The sequence below is a fragment of the Arthrobacter zhaoxinii genome (assembly GCF_024385505.1).
Taxonomy (GTDB): domain Bacteria; phylum Actinomycetota; class Actinomycetes; order Actinomycetales; family Micrococcaceae; genus Arthrobacter_B; species Arthrobacter_B zhaoxinii.
On record NZ_JANFLT010000007.1, the window covers coordinates 118,961 to 143,777 of the forward strand.

Genomic DNA, 24,817 nt, shown 5'->3' on the forward strand with positions numbered 1-24,817 from the left:
CGCCGTTTTACCCCTTATGATGCTCAAGGCACAGCGAACGCAACAGGGGGACGATTCACCATGCCTGGACGACCTAATACACTCATGCATAACCCGGGGCGCAGCGTTGCATCCCGCAGGCGGCTAGGCGCCGTTCTTGTTGCCATTGGACTGTTCGCCACCACGTCCTGCACCCAGGAACCTGAGCCGGAGCCGGTATCCAACCCAGTCAAACTCCTGCAGAACGTGCGGGTGGACCTGTCCAACGCTGCCGGTGTGGAGACCATCGAAGGCACCACCATCTCCGTCGCGGCGGACGGCACCTCTTCCGCCGAGGATGCGCAGTACAACACCGACGAGACGGTGGGTGAATTGCCGGTTCGGGTAAGCCTGCAGTACCGCGCCGGCGAGAAGTCCGGCTCCGACCTTGCCGAGCTCGAGGGCCACTCCGGGCCGGTCGAAATCAACCTCACGCTGGAAAACCTCACGGTCAAACCGCAGGTCATCGACTACGACGCCGCCGGCCGGAAACACTCCGAAACCGCCCTCGTGGGCGCCCCGCTGACCGTAGCTGCGTCCACCACGCTCCCCGGGGTACGGGCCGACGACGTCACTCCCGGTTCCGCTGACGGTACAACCGGCACCAACGGCGTCCTGAGCAGCACCGAGGACGGCGCAACCGTGGTGCAGTGGGCCACCGTGCTGGCGCCGCCCCGTTCCGGTGCGAGCGCCACCCTGCGTCTAGTTGCCGACGTCAAAAACTTCCAGGTGCCCGCCATTGAAGTGGCGGTCCAGCCCGGCCTCAATACGGACATGACCGCGGACGGCGTGGTTGCCGGTGCCTTCTCCTCCGGAGCCGGCTCCGAAATGGAGCTGCAGCGCCGCACCATCGATCTGGTGGCCGACGTTAACATCGTCCTGATCAAGGCCGGCTCCACCATCACCGAAGTCCGCAGGAACCTGCAGGAAACGTCGCAGACCCTGGGTGTCCGGACCGCCGAAGAACTCAGCAACAACTCCGAGTCCCTGGCATCAACCATGACAGGTCTGAAAGACCAGCTGACCGTCCTCGGCACCGATCTGGAAACCGCCACCAAGGGCACACAGTCCGTCTCGATGTCCCAGCTGCAGCAAACCGTCGCTGCCGTGGACTCCATGCTGGGCGACACCACCGCCGTGCCGCCCACAGTGACGGTCACCGGCGACGGTTGTGTGGCTGAGGTAGCCAAACCGCAGCAGTCCGCCAGCGTTTACGGCAGCATTCTGACCATGGCCTCGCAGCTCGACGCCTACGCGACGGTCAGCGCGGACTGCCGGAACTTCGTGGCCGGTGAACTCATAACCGCCATCGGCCCGGAGGAACCCACAGCGGATATATGCGAAACGGAACGGACCGAGGTAGAGGAAAAGGGCCGCGAGGCCGTTTCCATGACCTGCTCCCTCTTCGACTCCAAGGTGATAATCGACGGAGCGTTGGCGGGGCTGGTCACAAAGGGCGCAGAGCTCGTCGCGGAGCTTAATCCGGTGGTGGTCGAGACAGCGATCTCGAAGCAGAAGGTCTCCGCGGACACCCTGGCTGAAGCGCAGACCCAACTCACTGAGATCCTTGAAGGTCCGGAAACCCCCGACGCCTATGAGGATGCCCTGGCCAACCTTAAGAGCGCCATCGCGGACGCCGAGGCGAACACACAGGTTTCCGTGAAGGCCACCCGCGATGCATCGGCGGTGGCACGCAGCAGCATCGACGGCCTGCGGACGAATCTGGCCAGCATTGGCACTTTTGCCGAGGACGCACAGGATGAACTATCCGGCGGGCTGCCCTTGGACGGTTCCATGACGGACCAGAACCAGGCACTTGCCGAGCAGCTGTGCCGGATAGCCCGTGAAAACCCCCGCGATGGCCAGCTGTCCATCAGGGATGCTGAGCGCCTCCGCTCCTACCTGACCTCCGTTCCGTGCGAGGCAACAGACGAGGAAGGCAACCCCGCGGAGGAACTGGAACCTCCGCTCGGGTTCCAGGAACCACTGGACGTCCGGCTCACCGACCAAAATACTGCGTGGGCCGAGGTCCTTAAGCTGACGGACACCGCCAATCCGGACCAGGCCATCAGCCAGGCCTTCACGGCCCTGGATGCATCCATTAACGGCATCGACACCAAGCTGACCGAAGTTAGTGACGCTGTGACGGCCCTCGACGGTGTCGCCACAGACAACGTCACCGGCACCAGGCGCGGACTTGAAATGCTGAATAAGACGCTTACTGAAGCCGTCATGGCTTCCGCCGAGGTCCAAACGAACCTGCTGGAGGTGAAGGATGAGCAGACAGCGGTCCGCGACGGCGTCGAAAAGGCGTTGGCCGATGTTTCCGCGGAGACCGCGATCGAGGTACAAAAGGCCGTCGACACCCAGACCCGCCAGGTCACCGACATCGGCGATGAAAGCACCGAATCCGTCACCACCGCCTTCAACCGCTCCATTTCCGGCCTGAAGTCCACCTCCGACGACGTTGTCAAGGACGCCAAGGGAACGGTGGACAAGCAGCGCGGCGAGCTGAACGAGGAGGGCGAGGCCCTGGCCGCGGCCCTGTCCGAGAGCACCGAATCCGCGCTGGCAAGCATCGCGTCCCGCACAACAGGCTCCACCCGCGACGTTGAAGGCGCCAACGCCCTGCTGTCCGCAAGCCTGAACAAGGTGATGCTGGACCTGGGCGACCGCACCGTGAACGGCTCCGGCCTGCTCGGCTCCATGGCCACAAACGCCGCCAAGGCCGACACCGCCGACTACCAGCTGGCCCTGGCCGCGCAGAACGCCGAGGGGTACGCCAACATCCGGTCCCAGGACGTGGCGGGGCTGCTGCTGCGCCAGGCACAGTTCAAGGCCTCGCTCTCGGCCGTCGACGAACTGCCGGCCTTCCACCTCGAAGTGCCCAACGGGGCAACTTCGCAGACCCTGTACACGCTGACGATCGGCGGCGGCGAATGAACTCCCGGACCAAGCTCCTGACCCTGATCATTGCCGGGGTGGTGGTGGTTGCCGCAGCGGCGATCGTGCTGGCCACCACGCTGCACCGTCCCAAGGAGGTGGCCAAGCCGGACCCGGTGGCCGCCACGGTTCCCGTGGCGCTGGATGCCGAGGGCCTGCCGGAGAACTTCTCCATCGGCGTCGTGATGACGTTCGGGTCCTCCGGCGAGCCCGGCTCCGAGTACAACCGCGCGGCGCAGGGCGCCGTCGTCGCCGCCCATCGCTTCGCCCAGGACGGCGCCGACGTCGCCCTCCCGACCCAGAATGACAGCGGAACCGAAGACGGCGCACGCGCCGCGGTCCGTGCGCTTGCCGACCAGGGAGTGTCCGGCATTGTGGTGGCCAGCACCGGGCCGCAGGCCGTGGCCGCGGCGAAGGCCGCCGAGGAGCTCAACCTCCCCGTGATCCTGCCGTACGCCGAACCCGTGGACCCGGCACCTTCCACCTGGACCACGAAGCCTTCCGCCGCTTCCGTCGAGGGTGCGCTGGGTGCCGCACTGGCCGGGAAGACCCGGGTGCTGCTTGTGAACGACGGCGGCCCCGTCCCCGCATCGGTGCAGCCAACGCAGACGTTCAACCTCGGGGATTTCGAGAACGTTATGGCCGCGGCCCAGGCGGCTGCCGTCCAGACCGGCGACCAGCCGCTCCCTCTGGCCGAGGATGCTCCCGAAGGCACCGAGGCCATGAATGTTGCCGAGCCTGCGGATGCGGTGGTCGTTTCGGCTGCCACGCCCCAGCGGCTGGCACGGTTGGTCCAGGCACTGCAGTCCCGCAACGTTTCCGTCCCCCTGGTCCTTCCGGACGGAGCGAGCGCCCCGGCTTTTGCCACCGCGCTTGCCGAGCTGGATGGAACGGCCTCCGGACAGCTGGTCACGGTTGCCCCGGCCGGCGGCGACGGCACCGCCCTGCAGCAGGACGCGCAGGGGCGCGGAATGTCCGCCTTCCTGTCCGCAGTCCGTTTGGCTGCCGGCGAGTCCACGGTCCACAACCTGACCGTTGATGCCCCGTTCTCGGGGGATGCCTGGGCAGCGGACACCGCCAGCCACGATGCCGTCGTCGCCCTCGTGCGTGCAGCCGCCACCGCCGAAAGCGGGGATCCGGCAGAAGTGAGTGCAATGCTGCGCACCATGTCCTTCGGCCCGGGTGAGGGCATGGGAGGTCCCGCACTGAACTTCTCTCAGTCCAACGCGCTGGCCGTTGAGGCCGTCCCGGCCTACGCCTCCCCCCAGGACCTGGGGCTGCGGCCGGCCGATGAAGAGGCTCCCCGCCTCGTCTGGGTACCTGCTCCGGCAACTCCGTAACCATCCTGTCCCGTCTCCTCAACGGACGGGTCACTGTTCCACCATGGAAGGACCGCCCCGGTGCGTCTGCTGATCGATTTGGACGAGAGCCGCTTCGAGTGCGAGGTCGCGCACGCTGCGCCGGCCACCACACTGGCGGATCTGGTGGAGAAGGCCGGCGGACCCCGCCTTGAGCCCGGCGAGGCAGTGTTCATTGACGAGTCGGAGGTGCGCGCCTCCACACCCGTCTCTGAACTGGTCCTCCTGGAGGGCAGCCGCATCTCACGGGCACCCTGGCCTGTGCCTACACGCCTGCGTGGCTGGAGTGTGACGCTCGCCGGAGGCCAGCGGGCCGGCAGCGTGATCGAAGTGCCGCAGGGGCGCGAGATGCTCATTGGACGGTCACCCCACGCAGACCTCACTCTTCCCGCAGACAGTGCGTCCTGGGACCACTGCCGCCTGCGCCGGGAGGACGAGGGACTGCGGGTCTTGGACTGCGGCTCTACCAACGGCACGCTGGTCAACGGTGAAAAGGCCGGCGACGACGGGATCCTGGTTGAGGACACCGCCACGATCACGGCCGGCGGCACGGTACTTCTGCTGCGGAAGTCCCTGGAGGAGAGTCCCGCACCGGCACCCGGCACCCTGCACAACCTCACCCCGGCGGGAACGGCACCTTTCAACCGACCGCCCCGTCCCGGGAAGGCACCGGAGGGTGACTCCCTGGTTCCGCCGACTCGCAGGGACGTACCCCCGGCCAACAAATTCAGCTACATCACCGTGCTGGCACCGCTGGTGATGGCGGGCGCGATGGTCATGGTCCTGGGAAGCATGCGCTTCGCCATGTTCGCCCTGCTGAGCCCGGTCATGGCTATCGGAATGTGGTTCGAACAGAAGCGCCGCCACGACCGCGGCGTCAAGGAAGAGGAAGAGCGTTTCAACGGGGCAGTCGAGGAGTTTGAACAGCAGATCCGCACGGCAGCCGAGGCGGAGACCGCCCGGCGCCACCGGATGATTCCCGATCCGGCCACGGTGCTGCGGCGCCCCGCCCTTCCGGCCACCTCCCTGTGGCAGCGCCGTGCCGAGTCAGATGATTTCCTGGCCCTGCACGCCGGCACCGGCGACGTCCCGTGGAAACCCGAGGTGGACCGGAACGCAGCGCCCCGGCTCGATCCGAAGGTCAAGGACTCCCTCGCTGCCGCGCGGCTGCTTGCCGCACCCGTGCTCGTGGACCTGACCAACGCGGGTGTGGTGGGCATGGTCGGCCCCCGGGAGGGGGCACTGGCCCTCGCCCGGTCCCTGCTGGCCCAGGCCGCCGTCCACGTGGGCCCGGCTGACCTGACCATCGGCGTCTTCTGCGACGCCGGCCGCGCCGATGAGTGGGAATGGGCATCATGGCTGCCCCACACACGCCAGGCAGGCAGCAGCACCGGCCAGCGCTGGATGTCCGCGCACCGCGAGTCAAGCGTCGCCATGCTGCGCGCGCTCAAGGACACAGTCGAGGAGCTGCCGACGCCGGCCCTGCTGGTGGTCCTGGACTCCGAAGTCCTGACCGAGGGCCGGGACGCGCCGGCACGCGCGCTGCTCGGCATGGGCCGCTCGGAGCAGGGGTCGCGCTTCAGCTCGCAGCAGCAGCAGTCCCGGGTGGCCGGCATCGTGATCGCCACGTCTGAAGAGCAGCTGCCGGCTTCCTGCACCACGATCATCCGGGTGGGTGAGGACTCCGCGGCCACGCTGGAGCAGCCGGAGGACCTGACGCGGGTGGAGGACATCATCCTGGGCGGCCTGGACCGCGAGGAAGCGCTGCGCTGCGCCATGCGCGTGGCCCACTTTGAGGATCCGGAACTGAGCGTCCCGGGGGCGTCGCTGCCCTCGCTCGTGCGGCTTCCGGCACTGCTGGGCTACGAACGTCCGGACCCGGCCACCATCCGTCAGCTGTGGCAGGCATCCACAGGAATCTCCACCCCCATCGGCACCGGCGAGAACGGGGATCTCAGCCTGGATCTGGTCAAGGACGGCCCGCACGGGCTGGTCGGTGGAACCACCGGCTCCGGCAAGTCCGAGTTCCTCCGTTCCCTGGTGGCCGGCCTCGCGGCGCGCAACGACCCGACGCGCCTGAACTTCATCCTCATCGACTTCAAGGGCGGGGCCGCCTTCAAGGCCTGTGAACGCCTTCCGCACACGATCGGCACCATCTCCAACCTGGACGAGCAGCTCGCCGACCGCGCGCTGCTGGCCCTGGAAGCGGAAATGGAACGCCGCCAGCGGGTGTTTGCCGCGGCAGGCGAGGGCATCGACAACCTGAACGCCTATCTGGCCACGAACCCGGCCGAGCCCATGCCCCGGCTGCTCCTCGTGATCGACGAGTTCGCGATGCTCGCCAAGGACTTCCCCGACGTCCTCAAGGCCCTCGTCAGTGTGGGCGCCGTGGGCCGAACCCTGGGCGTGCATATGATCCTGGCAACCCAGCGCCCGGCCGGCGTCGTCAATGACGACATCCTCGCCAACACGAACCTCCGGGTGGCCCTGCGCGTGCAGAGCCGCGAGGACTCCAACAACGTCATCGGTGTGCCCGCCGCATCCGCGATCGGACGCGCGCAGATGGGCCGCGCCTTCGTGAAGCTGGGCCAGGACGACATCTCGCCCGTGCAGACGGCGCTCGTGACCGGCCGGGCCCAGCTCGGCGGCGGAGCGTCGGTGGATGTGCGTGAAATCCGCCAGTTCGGCGTCCCCGCTCCTGCAGCGGCACCGCCCCGGTCCGAGGTTTCCGACGAGAATGACCTGGACCTCCTGATCGAGGCCGTTGTCGAAGCCAACAGCGAAGCCGGGTACGCCCCGCCGCGGCAGGTCTGGCCGGAGGCGTTGGGTCATCGGGTGGAACTGGAGGGTTACCGCGCCGAACCGGAGGACGCCGAAAACACTGAAGAACCCGAAACACACGCCGACCCCGCCGCCCGGATCCTGCCGCGGGTGGGCGGTGTCCGCGGTTCCACAGTCATGGTGACGCTCATGGACGAGCCAGAACTGCAGCGCCAGTCCGCGGCCGGATGGGACATGTCCATCGGAAACCTGATGCTGATGGGCGTGGCCGGCTCCGGCACCACCACCACGCTGGCGTCGATTGCACTGGCCCTGGCCAAGGACACCGATCCGGCAGACGTGGACCTGATGATCCTGGACATGGGTTCCCGCGGACTCGAACCTCTGGCACGCCTGCCCCACACCGTGGCGTATGTGGGGACCGGAGGCGGTGCCAAGGAGCAGCAGGCCCGCTTCCTGCGGCACCTAAGCACGGAACTGGAACGCCGCCGCGCGGACCCGGACGGGCATCGCCGCACGGTGGTGCTGCTCGACGGCCTGGCCTCGCTCCGCGACGAATTCCAGGACTATGAAGGCCAGCAGCTGCTGGACCTGCTGTACCGCGCCTACGCGGACGGTCCCGCCCTCGGACTGTCCTTCGCGGTCTCCACCACCCGGGCCAAGGCCATCCCCACAGCCATGAACGAAGTGACCCTGCAGCGGTGGCTTTTCCGGCTGGCGGACACTTACGACTATTCCTCGCTCGGTGTCCGGGGCAAGCAGATCCCCGCCGAACTTCCGGGCCGCTGCGTGGATCCCCGCACGGCGCTGCAGATGCATGTGGCCACCCCCGGGATCGGCGTTGAAGCCGCCGTCGACCTGGTACGGCAGAGCTGGGCCGAAGCCCCGGCCAAGACCCCGGCGATCCGCCGCCTGCCCGGCAACGTCACCCTCTCGGAACTGGAGGTGGCGCCGCGGCTGGATTCCGAGCCCTGGCTCCTCCCGGTCGGTATCCGGGAAACGGACTTCGCCCCCGCGTATCTGGAAGTCTACGAGGGCGAGCACGTACTGATCGCCGGCTCTGCCCGGTCCGGTAAGTCAACACTGCTGCTCGCCCTGGCCGCTGCCCTGCAGGGAGCGGCCACCTCCCAAGGACCGGCGCAGGTCTGGGGTATCTGCGACCGCCGCTCGCCGCTGGCCACCGCGGATCTCGACCGGGTAGCGGTGGGCGCCGACGAGGTGCCGGCCCTGCTGGCTTCCCTGCGGCTTGAGCGAACCCCCGTTTTCCTGCTGATTGACGACGCCGAGCGTATTGACGACGCCGATCAGTCCATTACGGGACTGTTGGCTTCCGGACAGCCAGGGGTGTGCGTCATCGCGGCCGGACGGTCGGCCGACCTCAGAAGCCTGTACAGCCACTGGACCAAAACGCTTCGGAAATCCCGCCTTGGCGTGCTGTTGCAGCCGGATGTGGATTACGACGGTGAACTGCTGGGGGCCACACTCCCCCGCAAGGCGCCGGTAGCCCTGACCACCGGCCGCGGCTACATCGGGGTCGGCGGACAAGTCGCACTGATCCAGTCGATCAGCCCGGAGAGCGGTTCCGCGGCGGTGACCGCCTAGGATGCAGTGAGACCTTCAGAGACGGTCTCGGGAAAATCAGATCAACGGCGTTGGGGAGTACGGTATGCAATTCGCACAGACGGGGCAGGCGCTTGGAGCGTCGTACCGCTTCGGCGAGCGGGTGGGCTCCGGCGCCGTCGGCGAAGTCTGGACCGTCACCTCCGTTGATGGCCAGACGTATGCCGCCAAGGTCCTGCGGCCGGAACACGCCGACGATCCCTCGCTCGTGGAGCGGTTTGTCCGTGAGCGGTCCGTGCTGCTCGAGCTGCAGAACTCTGCCATCGTTACAGTGCGGGACATGGTCGTTGAGGGCGCGCGGCTGGCCATCGTTATGGACTACGTTGCCGGCGGCTCACTGCGCGACGCCGTTGCGAACCTTGGCCCGCTGCCCCCCGCAGATGCACTGAACGTCGCTGCCGAAGTGTTCGACGCCCTGTCCTTCGCCCATTCCCGGGGCGTGACGCACCGCGACATCAAGCCCGACAATGTTCTCCTCACCCGCCCGTGGACGCAGTGGGCTCCCGGCGACGTCCGGGTCTCCGACTTCGGCATCGCCGACGTCGTCGGTGAACGCATCCGCCAAACCACCGGCCTCATCGGCACGCCCCAGTACATGCCGCCTGAACTCATCACCTCCGGCAGATCGGGCCCGGCCGGCGACGTCTACTCCACCGGCGTCCTGCTCTACGAACTCCTTGCCGGACGGACGCCTTTCGCCGGACCGGGCACGGACTTCACCATCGCGTACCGCCATGTGTCCTCCCGCCCGCCCCGGATTCCGGTGGACGACGACGTGTGGCAGGTTCTGGATACCCTGCTGGCCAAGGATCCCGCCCGGCGTCCGACGGCGGCCGAAGCCGCGGCAACGCTCCGGCGTCTTGCACCCCGGCTTGCCGGGAACGCTCCGATGGACCGCGGTGAGGCCCCGGCGGAATTCGACGACGTCGAACGGCCCGCCACCATGGTCCGCGGCGCCTTTACCGACGCCGAGCTCACCGAGCTGGCAGCCGCGCCGCCGTCGGACGAGGACCTGGCAGTACCGGAGCTCGGGGAGGCGGGCAGCGCGACCATGGTGCGCGCCATGCCGCGCCGCGAGATACGCCCCGTGACCGAGACCGGCGCCGAGGAGGCCGCCGCCACCCCGTTCTGGCGGACCCGCAAAGCCCTTCTTCTGGGCGGAGGCGGGGTGCTGTTGATTGTGGCGATGATCGTAGGGTTCGTTGTCCTTACCCCTGAAGATGGTCCAAAGGACGAGGGCGCGGCTGCCGGGGAACGGCTCTCATCGCGGCTGCAGGATGTCACTCTGCCCACCGGCCTGACAATTTCCCGGGACGCCTCCTTCGAACCGTCCTCCGGTGAGACCCGCTTGACGGTCGGGTACGCGGCCCAGAAGGCTCCGCTGTCCGGAGATTTCCTTGAAGTCGTCCCGGGCCTGGCCGAAGGGGATGACTGCCCGGCCGTCACGTGGGACGGAGCCGAGGTGAACCGGAACCAGGGGTCGGTGACCGGCCTGGACGTTGACTGCGGCTGGAAGCTCTCCGGACTGGAAATCCCGGCCGGCGGCTCAGTGCAGGTTACCGCGACGGTCTCGGTGGCCCCGGAGGACCAGGAGGCGATCGACGCGTGGCTGCGGACCGGGTCCGAGGCGACCACGGCGGCGACGCAGGATGCGGAGGTCAAGAGCACGGCGTACCCGGTCCAGCGTCTGGTGGACGTGGAGGTGCGGACGGCGGCCCGTGTTGTGACACCCAGCCCGTTGACCATCACCCTGGTTCCGGTGTGGGCCAGCGGCGCCGACGACCTAAACCCGCTCTATGTCAGTCCCGCCACCGGCCAGCCGTCACAGATGCTGACAGCGGTGACGGGCGGCGAGGAGGGCCTGCGGTTCTCCGACGGGTGCGGCGGAGCACTCGCGGTGGACGGTACGGGGCTCACGGTCACTGCACTGCAGATCTCACCGCAGTGCACGGTCCGCGCCAGCGTCGGGAATTTCACCGAGCTGCAGTCCCAGAGCTTCGCCATCACGTCCCGCGAAAATGCGGGCGACTAACGCCCGCAGTCAGTCTATTTTTTCAAACGAGAAGGCTTCAGTCGTCATGCCCAGACGATCTGTTAGCCAAAGGAAGTTTTTGGAACCCGCTCCGATTTCAAAGGTAAAGCGCCCACCCGGTGTCAGCTCTGCTGCCACCGCTTCGTTGTTGGACTCATCAATGCCTTCCATCATTATTAGCTGGCCGCAGTCGGAATTTCTGATGATCACGCGCCAGGACGCCCCCACCCTATAACTGCCCGGCTCATAGCTTCCCTCCGCCTCTCTTACGGTGCACTCGATCGATCCCCGATGACCGGCATCCCATGCAGTGATCGTTAGAGGGCCACCGACGACTAGCAGGCCCAGAAAAACAACACCGAGCATCACCGTCCGGAGAAACCAGATCTGCCCCCGTGACAGCTCCGGAGACTTCCCCGGTGGATGCCCACTCGCGCGCTCAAAATTGTTGACCGTGTCCTCAGGCCGCGTATTGCGATCACCGCTCATTTTCGTCTCCCTGCTCTAGGGCACATTCCTCGGTACACCTACTGCATCTTCCGCGCCGCTAGCCGGAAAGTGCCCCGCCCCGAACCAGAAGCGTGTACGCGAGGTAACTCTCTATAAGGACTACCGCCAGCGGGACCAAGAGCACGAGGATGTAGTCACGGATCTCCACCGGCTTATCGACCCGGCGCTGCCTTTTCCTCAGTAACCGCCAAACGAGGGAGAGGAAGAGCAGCGGGGTAATCATAAGTGCCGGCAGCGGCAGTGTCGCGGTGCTGAGCCTGGAGGAGGAAGGGGTCCCCTCGGACATCCGGGTGTCCCAGGGCAGGGTCTGAAGGAGATAGATAGCTATTCCCAGAACAATCAGAAGAGCAACCGCATAACCAATATTGGTAACTCGGGCGATGCCCTTGCCAGTACCCCCGTTCGCTCCGATAGCAGTATCCGTCGATTTCACCCGCCGTTGAGACTTGAATTATTGTCCATCGTCCTACGATGCCTCCTGCTTGAATATGTGGAACCCCATTGATAATGCAGCTGACCGCTCGACGGTTGAGCGAAGAGCCGAGCTCTGCCCGCCCGCACATTTTCCCGGAAAGCGCACCACCCTCACCTCCGTGAGAATACGGCAGCGGATGTCTGCAGGGAGAGGAACCAACGGTTCAAACTCGACAGAAACGGCAAGCCTACTGACCAGTGCCAAATGGTGTAGAAAGTAGGAATGGCTGAAACCGGAGCAAGTGCACAAGACGCAACAGCTCCATGGGAAACCCGCGCGGGCCGGTCGGAGGAAGACCGGAAGAGTACGGCAGATGACCTGGACCTCTTCCTCGTGGAGCGGCTGCAGGACCTGACTCTTTCCAGCGTCACGGTGCAGGAGTTCCTCCACGAACTTGCGGCGCTGACCGCCAAGGCGTTCTCCATCCCTGCGAGTCCCGTCGAATGCGCCATGACCATCGCCCGGGACCACAAACCCGTCCGCGCGGCTTTCAGCGGCGCGCCCTCCGGCTCCCTGGACGACCTGCAGTACGACTTCGCCGAGGGACCCTGCCTCACCGCAATCCATGAACGGACCCTGGTGCACATCCCGGATCTGCACCGGGAAAAGCGGTGGGAGCAGTATGTAGGTGTGCTGGAGCAGGCCGGAATGCGTTCGGTCCTCGTTCTTCCGCTGGACCTCGAAACGGACGGCGTGGCTACCCTCAGCCTGTACAGCGCCCGCGCAGGTCACTTCGACACCGCGACGGTCGAGCAGATCCAGGACTTCGCCCGACGCATCACCAAGCCCGTTCGGTTGGCTGCCCGCCTGGCAGCCGGTGGTGAGCACTCCGCGGACCTGCGTGCCGCAATGGACTCCAGGACGGTTATTGATCTGGCCGTAGGGATTGTCATGGCACAGAACCGGTGCAGCCAGGATGAAGCCTTCACCATGCTGGTTTCCGCTTCCGGCAGCCGTAATATCAAACTTCGGCAAATCGCCGAGCGGGTGGTGGGTTCAGTCTCGGAGACTGAAGCGCAGACGCATTTCCGGCAATAGGACCTGAGGACTGCAGGATCAATGCCCGGACGGAAACCGTCCGGGCATTGAGCATTTTTTAGCGGATTACTCGCGGTTCAGCTTGTCCTGAACCGTGCCGGCAACCTTTTCCACGACATTGGGGATGTCGGTGGTGCCGTAGTAACGCGCATCCGGACGGGTGACGTCCGGCATGGGAGCCGTCGTCGTCGGCCCCTCGTGGTAGCTGAACTCGCCCTTGCCGTCCGGCGTGGGACCGGAGGCCCAGGAGCCCTCGGACGCATGCTTGCCGTCGGAGAAGTTCAGGTACTGGTAGGACAGCTCGCGGTGTTCCTTCTTGATCGGGAAGTTGCTCGGAACCGGAAGCAGCTCGTGGCCCTCTTCCTGCAGTTCCTTCGCAGCGGCCGTCCACATGTTCTGGTGCATCGTGTCCCGGGCCAGGAGGAACGCGAGCATATCGCGAACACCCTTGTCATCGGTCATGTGGTACAGGCGGGCGACGGCGAGGCGTCCCTGCATTTCGATGTTGGCGTTGGACGTGAAGTCAGCAAGCAGGTTGCCGCTGGCGGTCACGTAGCCACCGGTCCACGGGTTGCCGTTGCTGTCCACCGGACGGGCACCGGCACCGGCAACAATGGCGTGCTGTACGTCCATGCCACCGACTACTGCTGCGATCGTCGGGTCGGATTGGACGGCGTCATCGGTAATACCCAGGGGTGCCTTTTCCAGCAGCTGGGCGATCATGATGGCCAGCATTTCCACGTGGCCCATTTCTTCGGCGGCGATGCCGTAGAGCAGGTCACGGTACTTGCCGGGCAGGTGGGAATTCCACGACTGGAATCCGTACTGCATTGCTACGGTGATCTCGCCGTACTGTCCGCCGAGGACTTCCTGCAGCTTGCGGGCGAAAACAGCGTCCGGCTTATCGGGTGTGGCTGAGAACTGGAGTTCCTGCTTATGGAAAAACACTATGCACCTCCGCATATCAGGCCCGACATCGGTTGGGTCGCCTCTTATGGCGGCCCCGGGGGCCAGTAAGGGAAAACCTAGCCCAGCAGGCAACTCGTAAGCAAACTTAGTAATAGAATGGAATGGAATTGCCCGGCTCACAGCATTCCCTGCCGATCTCACAGGGCAGGCCATCATCAGTGCCGGGACCAGAGAGCGCAGCTAGGGGCGGACGATGGGTTTCGAGCAGGTGGAGCCGGAGCAACGGCAGTTGCTCAAGAAAGCGCTCGAGGACGCCAGGCTAAGCGTGCCCGAGGTTTGGCTGAAGTACTTCAGCATCGGCGGCGGGGCGGGCGAATACGAGGTGGATGCCTACATCAATTGCTCCCTGTCGCTCCCTCCCCTGCAGCGGGACATCCTCGCCCATGCGGCGAACGAGCTCATTGACCAACTGCCTGCGCGTCCGCGTGCACCCTCCAGCGCCGATGTGAGGCGGCGCCGGGCAGCAGAAGGGCCTCGTTAGGATGAAGCATGGACACCAACGAATCACAGCCCACCATTGCCCAGCTGCGTGCACGCCAGACCGACCTCGTGATGGCTTTGGCTACCGAGTCCCGCTCCGACCGCCTGCAGCAGTACAGTGACGAACTCGAGTTCCTCGTCAAGCACATCAACGAGCGCGAAAAAGCCGAAGCCGCTGCCGCATCAGAAACGGCTGCCGCCCCCTCCCCTGCCGCGGATACCGCCCACCAGGCCGACGGCGTCGAACAGCGCGAAGACGGCGTGGTGATTGAGCCGGGTTCCGATCTCGAGGCCGACGTCGACCGCGACAACCGCTAGTCCGGCACCGAGCGCTCAGTCCTCCCAGAAACGGCGAACGACGTCGGCAATTTCCTTGCCCTGCCGCCGGCCCGCCGCCACGGAGGGCCGGCGGGTGGAATCGAGCAGCATATTGGTGCCGAACGCCTGCAAGGCCTGTGCGTCAGCTTCGATCAACAACGGCTTTCCGTCCTTCCGGATGGTTTTCAGCGCCTGCGGCAGGGTGGGTCCGAAGGGGCTCTGCGGTGCCTCGAGTCCGCAGGAAACCACCAGCACCTTTGAATAGCCGGCAGCGACATCGGCATTGGTCCCTGACCGCATCCCGCCGTCCATATAGACCCGCCCGTTGATGTGCACGGGCGGCCACACCGTCGGAACCGTGCAGCTGGCGGTGACCGCCAGGCCAAGGTCCACGCCGGAGTCGCCGTCGAACACCCGGAAACTGCCGTCTTCAGCGTCCACCACGGTGACGCCCAGTGCCTTTTCCGGCCATGCCGGGTAAGGCACCAGCGAACGGATGCTGTTCACCCATGCCTCCTCGGTCAGCTGCGTGTCCGCTTTAAGCGCCAGCTGCCCCAGCCGTGCACGGGCGGCTTTCTCCCCGCCGCCGCCGAAACCGGCCGCACCCATCACGTTCATGAACCGCTCGCCGTCGAACGTGTCCGGTTCCTGGTAATCCGAGGCGCTGGTGCCTTCCGGAGCCATCTCCTGGGCGGCCATCGCCGCGGGCACCTGGCCGAAGCGCAGCGCCGTACCGACCACCGACCCCGCGGAGGTCCCCACCACCAGGTCCGCCTCGTTCAGGTCAATACCCTGATCCAGCAGCTCTCCCAGCAGACCGATCTCCCAGGCGATACCCGCAACTCCGCCGCCGCCCAGCACCACCGCACGCGTTTTGACCACTTGTAACCCCCTGGCTGACGCCGTCGAAGTGCTGTTCCTGTTCCCGCAGTGTAAGCCCGTCCTCCACCCGGTTACCGGACCGGCGTCATTCCGGGCTTGAATGGTTCCATGGCATTAAAAGTTCTGATGGTGGGCCGCAAGCACGAGGACTGGGTGGTTGACGGCATCCGCCGGTACGAAAAGCGGCTCAAGAAACCCTTCGACCTGACCTGGGTGCCCATTCCGCATTCGGCCCGCGAGGGCGACGCCGCCCGCCGGGAGGAATCCGAACGGCTGCTGGCGAAGGTCGGATCCGACTACGTGATCCTGCTGGACGAGCGCGGCAAGGCCATCACGTCACCGGCGCTGGCACAGACCCTGCAGAAGCCGCTGGACTCCTCACGCAACGTCACCCTGATCATCGGCGGGGCGTACGGCGTGGACTCGAGCGTCCATGACCGCGCCGATTTTGTCTGGTCCCTCTCTCCCCTGGTCTTCCCGCACCAGCTGGTCCGCCTGATCCTTGCCGAACAGGTGTACCGGGCGCAGGAGATTGCCGGCGGACGCCCGTACCACCACGAATAGCCAGGGGCCCGACGGCGCCCTCCCACGGCGTCGTGCGTGCCGCCGGCGCTGCGGCTGCACGGTAAAGTAGGAGCAGTTTTTCAGCAGTCCGGCAGGCTCCGCGCCGCGGCCGGCGGGACCGGAAAGGGAAGCATGCCCCAGCGCACCGACCCCTTCCGCCTGCTCCGCGCCGCCGTTGCCACTGCCGTCATTTTCGCGCTGGCCGCGGGTGCGCACCTGGCCGGCGGCGGGATGCTTCCCGATCCGATCCTCCTCATCGCCCTGGCGGCGTTCACCCTGGCCGGTGTCAGCATCACCGCCGGACACCGGTTCCGGCCCGGCAGCCTGATCCTGGTCCTCGGCGCCGCGCAGCTCGGCCTCCACGGAGCGTTCCGCGTCCTGACCTCCGGAGTCCAGTGCCTGCCCGGCGCGCCCGTGCATCACGGCGTCGCAGTTCTCTGCCCGGAGCCGGGCGCAGTTGCCGACGCAGGCGCAGCGCACCAACTGACCGGCCTCTCTTCACTGCATACCGACGCCGGCCCGGCACTGTTCCTCGCGCATCTGGCTGCCGTGGTGCTTTCCGCACTGGCGCTGGCCCGTGGTGAAGACGCCCTGCACGCGACGGCGGCGTGGCTGAGGCCGCTGTTCGCGCCCCCGGCTCCGGTTTCCCTGCCGGTCTTCCGCACAGCCGGAGCGATCACGGGCCCTGCCGCCGGCACCCCGGGCATGCGGTACTGCCCGGCACGCCCGCTGCGCGGACCGCCGTCGTACGCGTTGGCCTAACCTCTTTCCCTCACTTCCCCCGCCGCTGCTCTGCGGTCCCGGGCGCAGCTCACTGCGCCACCGAAAGGCTTTTTCCATGCGTACCTCCTCCTCCGTCCTCCTTGCCGCCGGCGGCACCGCCGCCCTGATGGCGCTCGGTCTGGGCCCCGCCGCCGCCCACGTGCACGTCACCCCTGACACCACTGCGGCCGGCGAATCCGCGCTGCTGACCTTCGACCTCTCGCACGGCTGCGAGGGCTCCCCCACGAAGTCACTGACGTTCACCCTCCCGGACGAGCTGGTGGACGCCACCCCCACGGCCCACGCCGGGTGGGACATCAAGAAGGTCACCGAGGAACTGGCCGAACCGCGGACCCTGCCCAACGGCTCGCAGGTCAGCTCCCGGACTCACCAGATTGTCTACACGGCCAAGGAACCACTCGCCGACGGCGTGCGGGACACCATTACCCTCGGGGTGGATCTGCCCGACGCCGAGGACACCACCCTTGCCTTCCCCGTGCTGCAGAGCTGTGAAAAGGGCGAGTCGGACTGGTCCCAGATTCCGGCGGCAGGCCAGACCGACCACGACCTGGACTCCCCCGCGCCGGCCGTGACCATCACGGAAGCGGACGACGACGATCACGGCGACCACGACGTCGATGACAGCCACGCCACCGCACCGGAACGCGCCTCCGCGGAGGACCGGAACGACGATGACGACGCCGCGGAGATTGCCGGCTACGTGGGACTCGGGGCGGGGCTGCTTGGCCTTGCCGCCGGTGTCACCGCGCTGATCCGCACCCGGGGCCGCAGCAGGGTCTAACCCTGCCGGCCGGGGCCGCGGACCCCGGACCGCACCCGTAACGGTTTCGCGTCAATCCGCCCCGCCCAGCGGGGCGGATTGACGCACCCCCGCCGGACGGCAATGGTGAGAGCATGATCACCTTGGTACCCGGCTCCACGTCCCCGAAAACTTCCCTGTCCCGCAAGGCACTCGCCCTTACGGCTTTGCTGGCCCTCTCCGGTTCGGTCCTTGCCGGATGCGGTTCCCGGGACGAGGAAGACGCCGCGGTATCCACATCCGCGTCACCCGCCGTTTCCTCGCCGGCTTCACCGTCGGTGTCCGCCGGTGACAGCGCCACTCCACCCGCCGCCGAGAGCGCCGCACCTTCCGCCTCGCCCGAAGCTGCCCCGGCTCCGTCACCGGCGGCCACGGACGGCGGAACAACAGCCGCCGGCCCCTGCACGGCTGACATGCTCTCCGGCACTGTGGAGAGTGTTGCCGGCGGCGCCGGAGCAGACGGCATTTCCCGTGTCCTGATGCTGACCAACGTCTCCGCCGACGGCACCTGCACCGTGTCCGGCTATCCCGGAGTCTCCTACCTTGACGCTGCCGGGCAGCAGGTAGGTGCGCCGGCCGCCCGCACCGAGGGTGCCGGGGCCCTCCCCGTGACCCTGGCGCCCGGCCAGTCCGCGGCTGCCGAGCTGCGGGAAACCGTGGCGCAGAAGTACGGCGGCTGCCAGGTGCAGGAGACCGCGTCCCTGCTGGTTTATCCGCCGGAGGACACTGCTTCCCTGACCGTCCCCTACCCCTCCACGGGATGCAGCAACGCGGACATCGAACTGCTGCAGGTAGGGACCCTGCAGGCCCGCTGATTTTCGGCCTGCAGCCGAACCCCCGGCGGCAGCGGCCAAACTGTCACCGGGGTGGGGAAGAATAGTGCCATGACATCGGCGTCTTCGGTGCTAGCCAAGTTCACCCCCGCCACCCGGGAATGGTTCGAGGGTGCCTTCACTGCGCCCACCCCGGCACAGGTAGGAGCCTGGGAAGCCATCTCCGAGCGGGCCAACGCCCTGGTGGTCGCCCCCACCGGGTCGGGCAAAACCCTGGCCGCCTTCCTCTGGGCACTGGACAGCTTTATTGCCTCTGCCGCCGCGGACCCCGCCGTTCCCGCCCAGCTGCCTCTGGCGGAACTGCCGGCCCCAAAGCCCAAAGGCCGGAAGCGGAACACCGAACCCAAGCGAAAAACCAAGGTCCTCTACATTTCGCCGCTGAAAGCCCTCGGCGTCGACGTGGAACGCAACCTCCGTTCCCCGCTGATCGGCATCACCCAGACCGCCAAACGCCTCGGACTTCCGGCACCGTCCATCACCGTGGGGGTCCGGTCCGGCGACACCCCGCAGAATGAACGCCGCGCCCTGCTCACCCGGCCGCCGGACATCCTCATCACCACCCCCGAATCTTTGTTCCTGATGCTCACCTCGCAGGCGCGGGAAACCCTGGCCGAAGTGGAAACCGTGATTGTGGACGAGGTCCACGCGGTGGCCGGCACCAAACGCGGCGCCCATCTGGCCGTGACGCTGGCCCGGCTGGACGCCATGCTGGATAAACCCGTGCAGCGGATCGGCCTCTCCGCCACCGTGGAACCGCACGAAACCGTGGCCCGGTTCCTCGGCGGAAACGCGCCGGTGCGGATCGTGGCGCCCCAGTCGCGGAAGAACTGGAACCTTACCGTCACCGTTCCGGTGGAGGACATGACGGATCTGGGCAACGCACCTACCACCGAGGACACCGTGGAGGGCGGCTATGCCCCGCAGGCGAGCATCTGGCCGCATGTGGAGGAGAAGATTGTCGACCTCATCGAGGCCAACCGCTCCACCATCGTGTTCGCCAACTCCCGGCGCCTCGCCGAACGCATCACCGCCCGGCTGAACGAGATCCACGCCTTCCGGCTGGAGGCTGCGCAGGCGGCCACGGGAACCGACGGGATCTCACCGCCCGTGTCCCTGCCCGTGTCGCCGGCGCATCCGCCGGCCCAGGTCATGGCGCAGGCCGGGGTGTCCGTGCTGCGCCGTGCAGACCTGGCGGTGGAGGACGAGACCCCTGTCCTGGCACGCGCCCACCACGGCTCCGTGTCCCGGGACCAGCGGGCCCTGATCGAAGACGACCTGAAATCCGGCCGGCTGCGCTGCGTGGTGGCCACCAGCTCCCTGGAACTGGGCATCGACATGGGCGCCGTGGACCTGGTGGTGCAGGTCGAATCCCCGCCCTCGGTCGCCAGCGGCCTGCAGCGGGTGGGCCGGGCCGGGCACCAGGTGGGCGAGATTTCCCAGGGCGTGATGTTCCCCAAGCACCGCGGGGACCTGCTGAACTCGGCCGTCACCGCCGAACGGATGCTCGCCGGGCAGATCGAACCGCTCGCCATTCCGGCCAACCCGCTGGACATCCTGGCCCAACAGACCGTGGCCGCCGCCGCACTGGGGTCCATCGATGTGGAGGAATGGTTCGACGTCGTCCGCCAATCGGCACCCTTTGCCGGCCTGCCGCGCTCCGCGTTCGACGCGACCCTGGACCTGCTGTCCGGGCGTTATCCCTCGGACGAGTTCGCCGAGCTGCGGCCGCGGATTGTCTGGGACCGCACCGAAGGCACCATTACCGGCCGGCCCGGTGCGCAGCGCCTCGCCGTCACCTCGGGCGGCACCATCCCGGACCGCGGCCTCTTCGGGGTCTATCTGGTGGGTGATTCCGAAGGCAAAAACAGCCGCCGCGTCGGTGAACTCGACGAGGAGATGGTGTACGAATCCCGGGTCGGGGACATCTTCGCGCTGGGCGCCACGAGCTGGCGGATCGAAGACATCACCCACGACCGCGTGCTGGTTTCGCCCGCCTTCGGCCAGCCCGGCAAGCTGCCGTTCTGGCGCGGGGACTCCCTGGGCCGGCCGGTGGAACTCGGCCGTGCCCTGGGCACCTTCGTCCGCGAAATGGCCGCCGCGGATGACGCCGCGGCACGGGAGCGGCTGGCCGCCGTCGGCCTCGATGAGTGGGCCGCCGGGAACCTGATCACCTACCTGCGGGACCAGCAGCAGGCCACCGATGTGGTGCCCAACGATCGGTCGCTGGTGGTGGAACGCTTCCACGACGAACTCGGCGACTGGCGGGTGGTCCTGCACAGCCCCTACGGCATGCCGGTGCACGCACCCTGGGCCCTCGCCGTCGGGGCACGGCTGCACGCCCGGTACGGGCTGGACGGTTCAGCCATGGCCTCCGACGACGGCATTGTGCTGCGGGTGCCGCTGATGGAGGACGAGCCGCCCGGCGCCGAACTGTTCCTCTTTGACCCCGAGGAACTCGACTCCATTGTCACCGCCGAAGTGGGCGGGTCGGCCCTGTTTGCCTCCCGGTTCCGGGAATGCGCGGCGCGGGCGCTGCTGCTGCCGCGGCAGAACCCGTCCAAGCGCACGCCCCTGTGGCAGCAGCGGCAGCGCTCCGCGCAGCTGCTGGATGTCGCCAAGAAGTACCCCACGTTCCCGATCCTGCTCGAAACGGTCCGGGAATGCCTGCAGGATGTCTACGATCTGCCGGCCCTGAAGGACATTGCGTCCGGCATTGAGCGGCGCGAAATCCGGCTGGTGGAAACCACTACGCCCTCGCCGTCGCCGTTCGCCCGCTCCCTGCTGTTCGGCTACATGGGCGCCTTCCTGTACGAGGGCGATTCTCCGCTGGCGGAACGGAAAGCCGCCGCGCTTTCGCTGGACCCCACACTGCTCAATGAGCTGCTGGGCCGTGCCGAACTGCGCGAACTGCTGGACGCGCGGATCATTGCCCGGATCGAGAGCGAGCTTCAGCGGCTGGCTCCGGACCGCCATGCCCGCGGACTGGAGGGCGTCGCAGACCTGCTGCGGCTGCTCGGGCCGCTGTCCGTGCCGGAGGTCGCCGCCCGTTTGCAGGCGGTGGAACCTGCCGACGACGGCGAGGGGGACGCGGCTCCGTCTACCGCCGCCCCGGAGGACGCCGAAGAGCTGCTCGAGCAGCTGGTCCGGGCCAACCGGGCCCTGAAGATCGGCATGGCCGGCAGCACCCGGTATGCCGCCATCGAAGACGCCGCCCGGCTGCGGGATGCCCTCGGTGTTCCGCTGCCGATGGGGGTGCCGCTGGCCTTCATCGAACCGGTGGCCGACCCCCTGGGCGATCTGGTCGGCCGGTATGCCCGCACTCACGGTCCCTTTACTGCCGTGGAGGCCGCCACCCGGCTGGGCCTCGGCGTCGCCGTCGTCACCGGCACCCTGCAGCGGCTGGCCGGTGAGGGACGCGTCGCGGAAGGTGAATTCCGGCCCGCCGAAACGCTGCTGCTGGACGCGGCGGACGGCGTTGACTCTCCTCCCCCGGCCACCGTCCCCGGCACCCCCGGCGGAACCGAGTGGTGCGACGTCGAGGTGCTGCGGCGGCTGCGGCGCAGTTCGCTCGCGGCCCTGCGCTCCGAGGTGGAACCGGTGGACCCCGCCACCTACGGGCGGTTCCTGCCGGCCTGGCAGAACGTAGGTTCGTCATTGCGCGGGCTCGACGGCGTGGCCACCGTGATCGACCAGCTTTCCGGCGTGCCGATTCCGGCATCGGCCTGGGAACCGCTGATCCTGGGCTCCCGGGTGCGCGACTACGCCCCGGCCATGCTGGATGAGCTGACCGCCACGGGCGAAGTGGTGTGGTCCGGCAGCGGCTCCCTGCCCGGCAACGACGGGTGGATTGCCCTGCACCTGGCGGAAAACGCGCCGCTCACACTCAATCCCGCCCCGGACTTCGAGCCCGGCGGCCTGCACCAGCGGCTGCTGGAGCTGCTGGGCAACGGCGGTGCGTACTTCTTCCGCCAGCTCGGCGACGGCCTCGCCGCGGACGGCATTGCCGAAACGGACGCGAACATCATCTCCGCCCTCTGGGAACTCGTCTGGGCCGGACGGATCAGCAATGACACCTTCACCCCGGTTCGGTCCCTGCTCTCGAGCGGCAAAACCGCCCATAAGCAGCGGGCCGCCACACCCCGCGCCCGCACCGCGCGGATGGGACGGCTGGGCCGGGCGCCCGGGGCGTCGCTGACGGGCAGCTCCATGCGGCTCGCGGCAGGCGGCGCATCGGCCCCGGCACTCCGCAACGCACCGCCGCTGGTCGCCGGACGGTGGAGCCTGCTCCCCGAAGTGGAAACCGACGCGACCCTGCATGCCCACGCCACGGCCGAGCTGATGCTGGACCGCTACGGCGTGGTCACCCGCGGCTCCGTGGCCAGCGAAGGCACGCCGGGCGGCTTCGCCCTGCTGTACCGGGTGCTGGCCCGGCTGGAAGAGATGGGCAGGTGCCGGCGCGGCTACTTCATTGAACAGCTCGGTGCAGCCCAGTTCGCGGTGCCCGCCACCGTGGACCGGCTCCGCTCCTTCTCCGAAGACGCGCAGCTGAAGCAGCCCGAACCGTCCGCCATCGCCCTGGCCGCCACCGATCCGGCCAACCCCTACGGTGCCGCGCTGCCCTGGCCCACGCTGGAGGGCGGGCACCGGCCCGGGCGTAAGGCCGGTGCACTGGTGGTCCTGGTCGACGGCGACCTGGCGCTGTATGCCGAGCGCGGCGGCAAGACGCTGCTGACGTTCACCGAGGAGCCGGCGGCACTGGAGCTCTCGGCCGCCGCGCTGGTGCGGATCATCCGGCGCGGTGCGGCGGAAAAGATGGCCATTGAGAAGGTCAACGGGACCGATATCCTCGACACCGAAGCGGCACGGGCGCTGACCGCCGCCGGTTTCTACACCACGCCGAAGGGGCTGCGCTACCGTGTCTGAATTGTTGACCCCGTGCACTGTCGAGCCGGGGAGGAACCGTGCCTGAGGGCGATACGATCTGGCGCGCCGCCCGGGACCTCAATGCCGTCCTGGCCGGCAAAGAGCTGACCCGGTGCGACATCCGTGTCCCCAAGTTCGCCACCACGGATTTCACCGGCTCCACTGTGCAGGACGTGGTGTCCCGCGGCAAGCATCTGCTGATCCGCGGCGGCGATCCCGTGGACGGCTGGATTCTCCACTCCCATCTGAAGATGGAGGGGCTCTGGCACGTCTACGCCCGCGGAGAGAAGTGGCGGCGTCCGGCGTTCAAGGCCCGCTGCATCCTCGAGACGGACACCCACCAGGTGGTCGGGTTCGATCTGGGGTTCCTGCGGGTGCTGGGCCGTAAGGAAGAGGACGACGCCGTGGGCTACCTTGGTCCCGACCTGCTGGGACCGGATTGGGACGCCGAGGAAGCGCTGCGCCGCATCTCTGCCCAGCCCGAGCGGCCCATCGGCCTGGCGCTGCTGGACCAGCGTAACCTCGCCGGAATCGGCAACATTTACCGGTGCGAGCTGTGTTTTCTGGCCGGCATCCATCCGCTGACCCCGGTCTCCGACGTGCCGGACCTGCCGCGGCTGGTGGACCTGTCCAAGCGGCTGCTGGAAGTGAACAAGGCCCGGTCCCGTCGGATCACCACCGGCGCCATGGGGCGGGACCAGCTCTGGGTCTATAACCGGGAACGGCGCGGCTGCCTGCGCTGCGGCACCAAGGTGACGCATGAGCTGCTCGGCGACAACGAGATGGAGCTGCGGGACCTGTACTACTGCCCGCACTGCCAGCCGTTTCCGGGTTAGCCCGGCAGCTCCGGGTTAGTCGGCGGAGGGATCGCTCCTCCCTGAAAGGTCATGGCCGGGCAGCTGTACTGCAGGGCCCCAAGCTGACCTTCATCGTCAACCGGGTGGGCGCGGGGATCGAGTCTGCAAAAGTTACCGTTCGCCGGATCGAGTCTGCAAGAGTTGCAGATTTATGGCCTGAAAATGGTAATTGCTGCAGATTCGATTTCCGATTCCCCGATAGGAGCGGGAGCTTCGGTGACAGAATGCTGCGCATGGCCAATCATCGGAACTCGCGCAACGGCGGTCTGCAGCTGTCCTCGACGACCATCAGCTCCCCGGATCCGCGGGCACTCGCCTCGTTTTACGCACGGCTGCTGGAGTGGGAGACGGTAGCGTCCGAGCCGGATTGGGTGGTCTTGCATAACCCGGCCGGCGGCCCCGGATTGTCCTTTCACATCGACGAACACTACGTCCGCCCGGTATGGCCCTCCGCCGAGGGCAGCCAGCAGATGATGATGCACCTGGACATCCGGGTAGACGATTTGGACCGGGGCTCCGCCCACGCCAGCGAATGTGGTGCCGTGGCCGCCGAGTATCAGCCCCAGGAGGATGTACGGGTGTTCCTGGACCCGGACGGGCATCCCTTCTGCCTTTTCGTGGATTGAGGGCGGGG

General features: G+C 67.4%; 18 protein-coding genes. 14 read left to right on the top strand and 4 right to left on the bottom strand.

Going from position 1 to position 24,817, the window contains the following annotated elements:
- Window positions 1-84 precede the first annotated feature (84 nt).
- The 4 genes from NNX37_RS15575 (at window position 85) to NNX37_RS15590 (ending at window position 10,752) form a co-directional block, all read left to right on the top strand.
- Complete coding sequence (locus tag NNX37_RS15575) at window positions 85-2,961, top strand: hypothetical protein (protein ID WP_255793662.1); 2,877 nt, start codon at window positions 85-87, stop codon at window positions 2,959-2,961.
- Window positions 2,958-4,301 (top strand): type 1 periplasmic-binding domain-containing protein, encoded by a 1,344-nt coding sequence (locus tag NNX37_RS15580; protein WP_255793663.1) that lies wholly within the window; start codon window positions 2,958-2,960, stop codon window positions 4,299-4,301. Before NNX37_RS15575 ends, NNX37_RS15580 begins: the two co-directional genes overlap by 4 nt.
- Before the next feature lie 60 nt (window positions 4,302-4,361).
- The gene (locus NNX37_RS15585; protein ID WP_255793664.1) at window positions 4,362-8,702 is read left to right on the top strand and encodes an FtsK/SpoIIIE domain-containing protein; all 4,341 of its coding nucleotides are present in this window, start codon (window positions 4,362-4,364) and stop codon (window positions 8,700-8,702) included.
- A 64-nt stretch (window positions 8,703-8,766) separates the two neighbouring features.
- Window positions 8,767-10,752 (top strand): serine/threonine-protein kinase, encoded by a 1,986-nt coding sequence (locus NNX37_RS15590; protein ID WP_255793665.1) that lies wholly within the window; start codon window positions 8,767-8,769, stop codon window positions 10,750-10,752.
- A gap of 9 nt (window positions 10,753-10,761) precedes the next feature.
- On the opposite strand, the gene NNX37_RS15595 is transcribed toward NNX37_RS15590, so the two are convergent.
- Complete coding sequence (locus NNX37_RS15595; RefSeq protein ID WP_255793666.1) at window positions 10,762-11,241, bottom strand: hypothetical protein; 480 nt, start codon at window positions 11,239-11,241, stop codon at window positions 10,762-10,764.
- 58 nt (window positions 11,242-11,299) lie between these two features.
- A complete protein-coding gene (locus tag NNX37_RS15600; protein WP_255793667.1) occupies window positions 11,300-11,695 on the bottom strand; it encodes a hypothetical protein in 396 nt (131 codons plus the stop codon).
- 264 nt (window positions 11,696-11,959) lie between these two features.
- On the opposite strand from NNX37_RS15600, the gene NNX37_RS15605 reads away from it, so the two are divergent.
- Window positions 11,960-12,775, top strand: coding sequence for a GAF and ANTAR domain-containing protein (locus NNX37_RS15605; protein WP_255793668.1), 816 nt, complete (start codon window positions 11,960-11,962; stop codon window positions 12,773-12,775).
- Between the two features lie 66 nt (window positions 12,776-12,841).
- On the opposite strand, the gene NNX37_RS15610 is transcribed toward NNX37_RS15605, so the two are convergent.
- Window positions 12,842-13,723, bottom strand: coding sequence for a manganese catalase family protein (locus NNX37_RS15610; protein ID WP_255793669.1), 882 nt, complete (start codon window positions 13,721-13,723; stop codon window positions 12,842-12,844).
- Window positions 13,724-13,937: 214 nt separating this feature from the next.
- Here NNX37_RS15610 and NNX37_RS15615 point away from each other — a divergent pair, with 214 nt between their 5' ends.
- Both NNX37_RS15615 and NNX37_RS15620 read left to right on the top strand, forming a co-directional pair.
- Window positions 13,938-14,225 carry a hypothetical protein gene (locus tag NNX37_RS15615; RefSeq protein ID WP_255793670.1) on the top strand — a complete coding sequence of 96 codons (288 nt, stop codon included), beginning with the start codon at window positions 13,938-13,940 and terminating at the stop codon, window positions 14,223-14,225.
- A gap of 8 nt (window positions 14,226-14,233) precedes the next feature.
- A complete protein-coding gene (locus NNX37_RS15620) occupies window positions 14,234-14,542 on the top strand; it encodes a hypothetical protein (RefSeq protein WP_255793671.1) in 309 nt (102 codons plus the stop codon).
- 15 nt (window positions 14,543-14,557) lie between these two features.
- On the opposite strand, the gene NNX37_RS15625 is transcribed toward NNX37_RS15620, so the two are convergent.
- Window positions 14,558-15,424 (bottom strand): patatin-like phospholipase family protein, encoded by an 867-nt coding sequence (locus NNX37_RS15625; RefSeq protein WP_255793672.1) that lies wholly within the window; start codon window positions 15,422-15,424, stop codon window positions 14,558-14,560.
- Between the two features lie 108 nt (window positions 15,425-15,532).
- Here NNX37_RS15625 and NNX37_RS15630 point away from each other — a divergent pair, with 108 nt between their 5' ends.
- The 7 genes from NNX37_RS15630 to NNX37_RS15660 all read left to right on the top strand — a co-directional run bounded on the left by NNX37_RS15630 (window position 15,533) and on the right by NNX37_RS15660 (window position 24,809).
- Entirely contained in the window at window positions 15,533-15,988 is a 456-nt protein-coding gene (locus NNX37_RS15630; protein WP_255793673.1) for a 23S rRNA (pseudouridine(1915)-N(3))-methyltransferase RlmH, read from the top strand.
- Window positions 15,989-16,120: 132 nt separating this feature from the next.
- A complete protein-coding gene (locus NNX37_RS15635; protein WP_255793674.1) occupies window positions 16,121-16,750 on the top strand; it encodes a hypothetical protein in 630 nt (209 codons plus the stop codon).
- Between the two features lie 76 nt (window positions 16,751-16,826).
- A complete protein-coding gene (locus tag NNX37_RS15640; protein WP_255793675.1) occupies window positions 16,827-17,552 on the top strand; it encodes a YcnI family copper-binding membrane protein in 726 nt (241 codons plus the stop codon).
- Between the two features lie 113 nt (window positions 17,553-17,665).
- Window positions 17,666-18,385, top strand: coding sequence for a DUF4232 domain-containing protein (locus NNX37_RS15645; protein WP_255793676.1), 720 nt, complete (start codon window positions 17,666-17,668; stop codon window positions 18,383-18,385).
- Between the two features lie 69 nt (window positions 18,386-18,454).
- Complete coding sequence (locus tag NNX37_RS15650; protein WP_255793677.1) at window positions 18,455-23,326, top strand: ATP-dependent helicase; 4,872 nt, start codon at window positions 18,455-18,457, stop codon at window positions 23,324-23,326.
- A 38-nt stretch (window positions 23,327-23,364) separates the two neighbouring features.
- Window positions 23,365-24,162 (top strand): Fpg/Nei family DNA glycosylase, encoded by a 798-nt coding sequence (locus NNX37_RS15655; protein ID WP_255793678.1) that lies wholly within the window; start codon window positions 23,365-23,367, stop codon window positions 24,160-24,162.
- A gap of 254 nt (window positions 24,163-24,416) precedes the next feature.
- Complete coding sequence (locus tag NNX37_RS15660; RefSeq protein ID WP_255793679.1) at window positions 24,417-24,809, top strand: VOC family protein; 393 nt, start codon at window positions 24,417-24,419, stop codon at window positions 24,807-24,809.
- Window positions 24,810-24,817 lie beyond the last annotated feature (8 nt).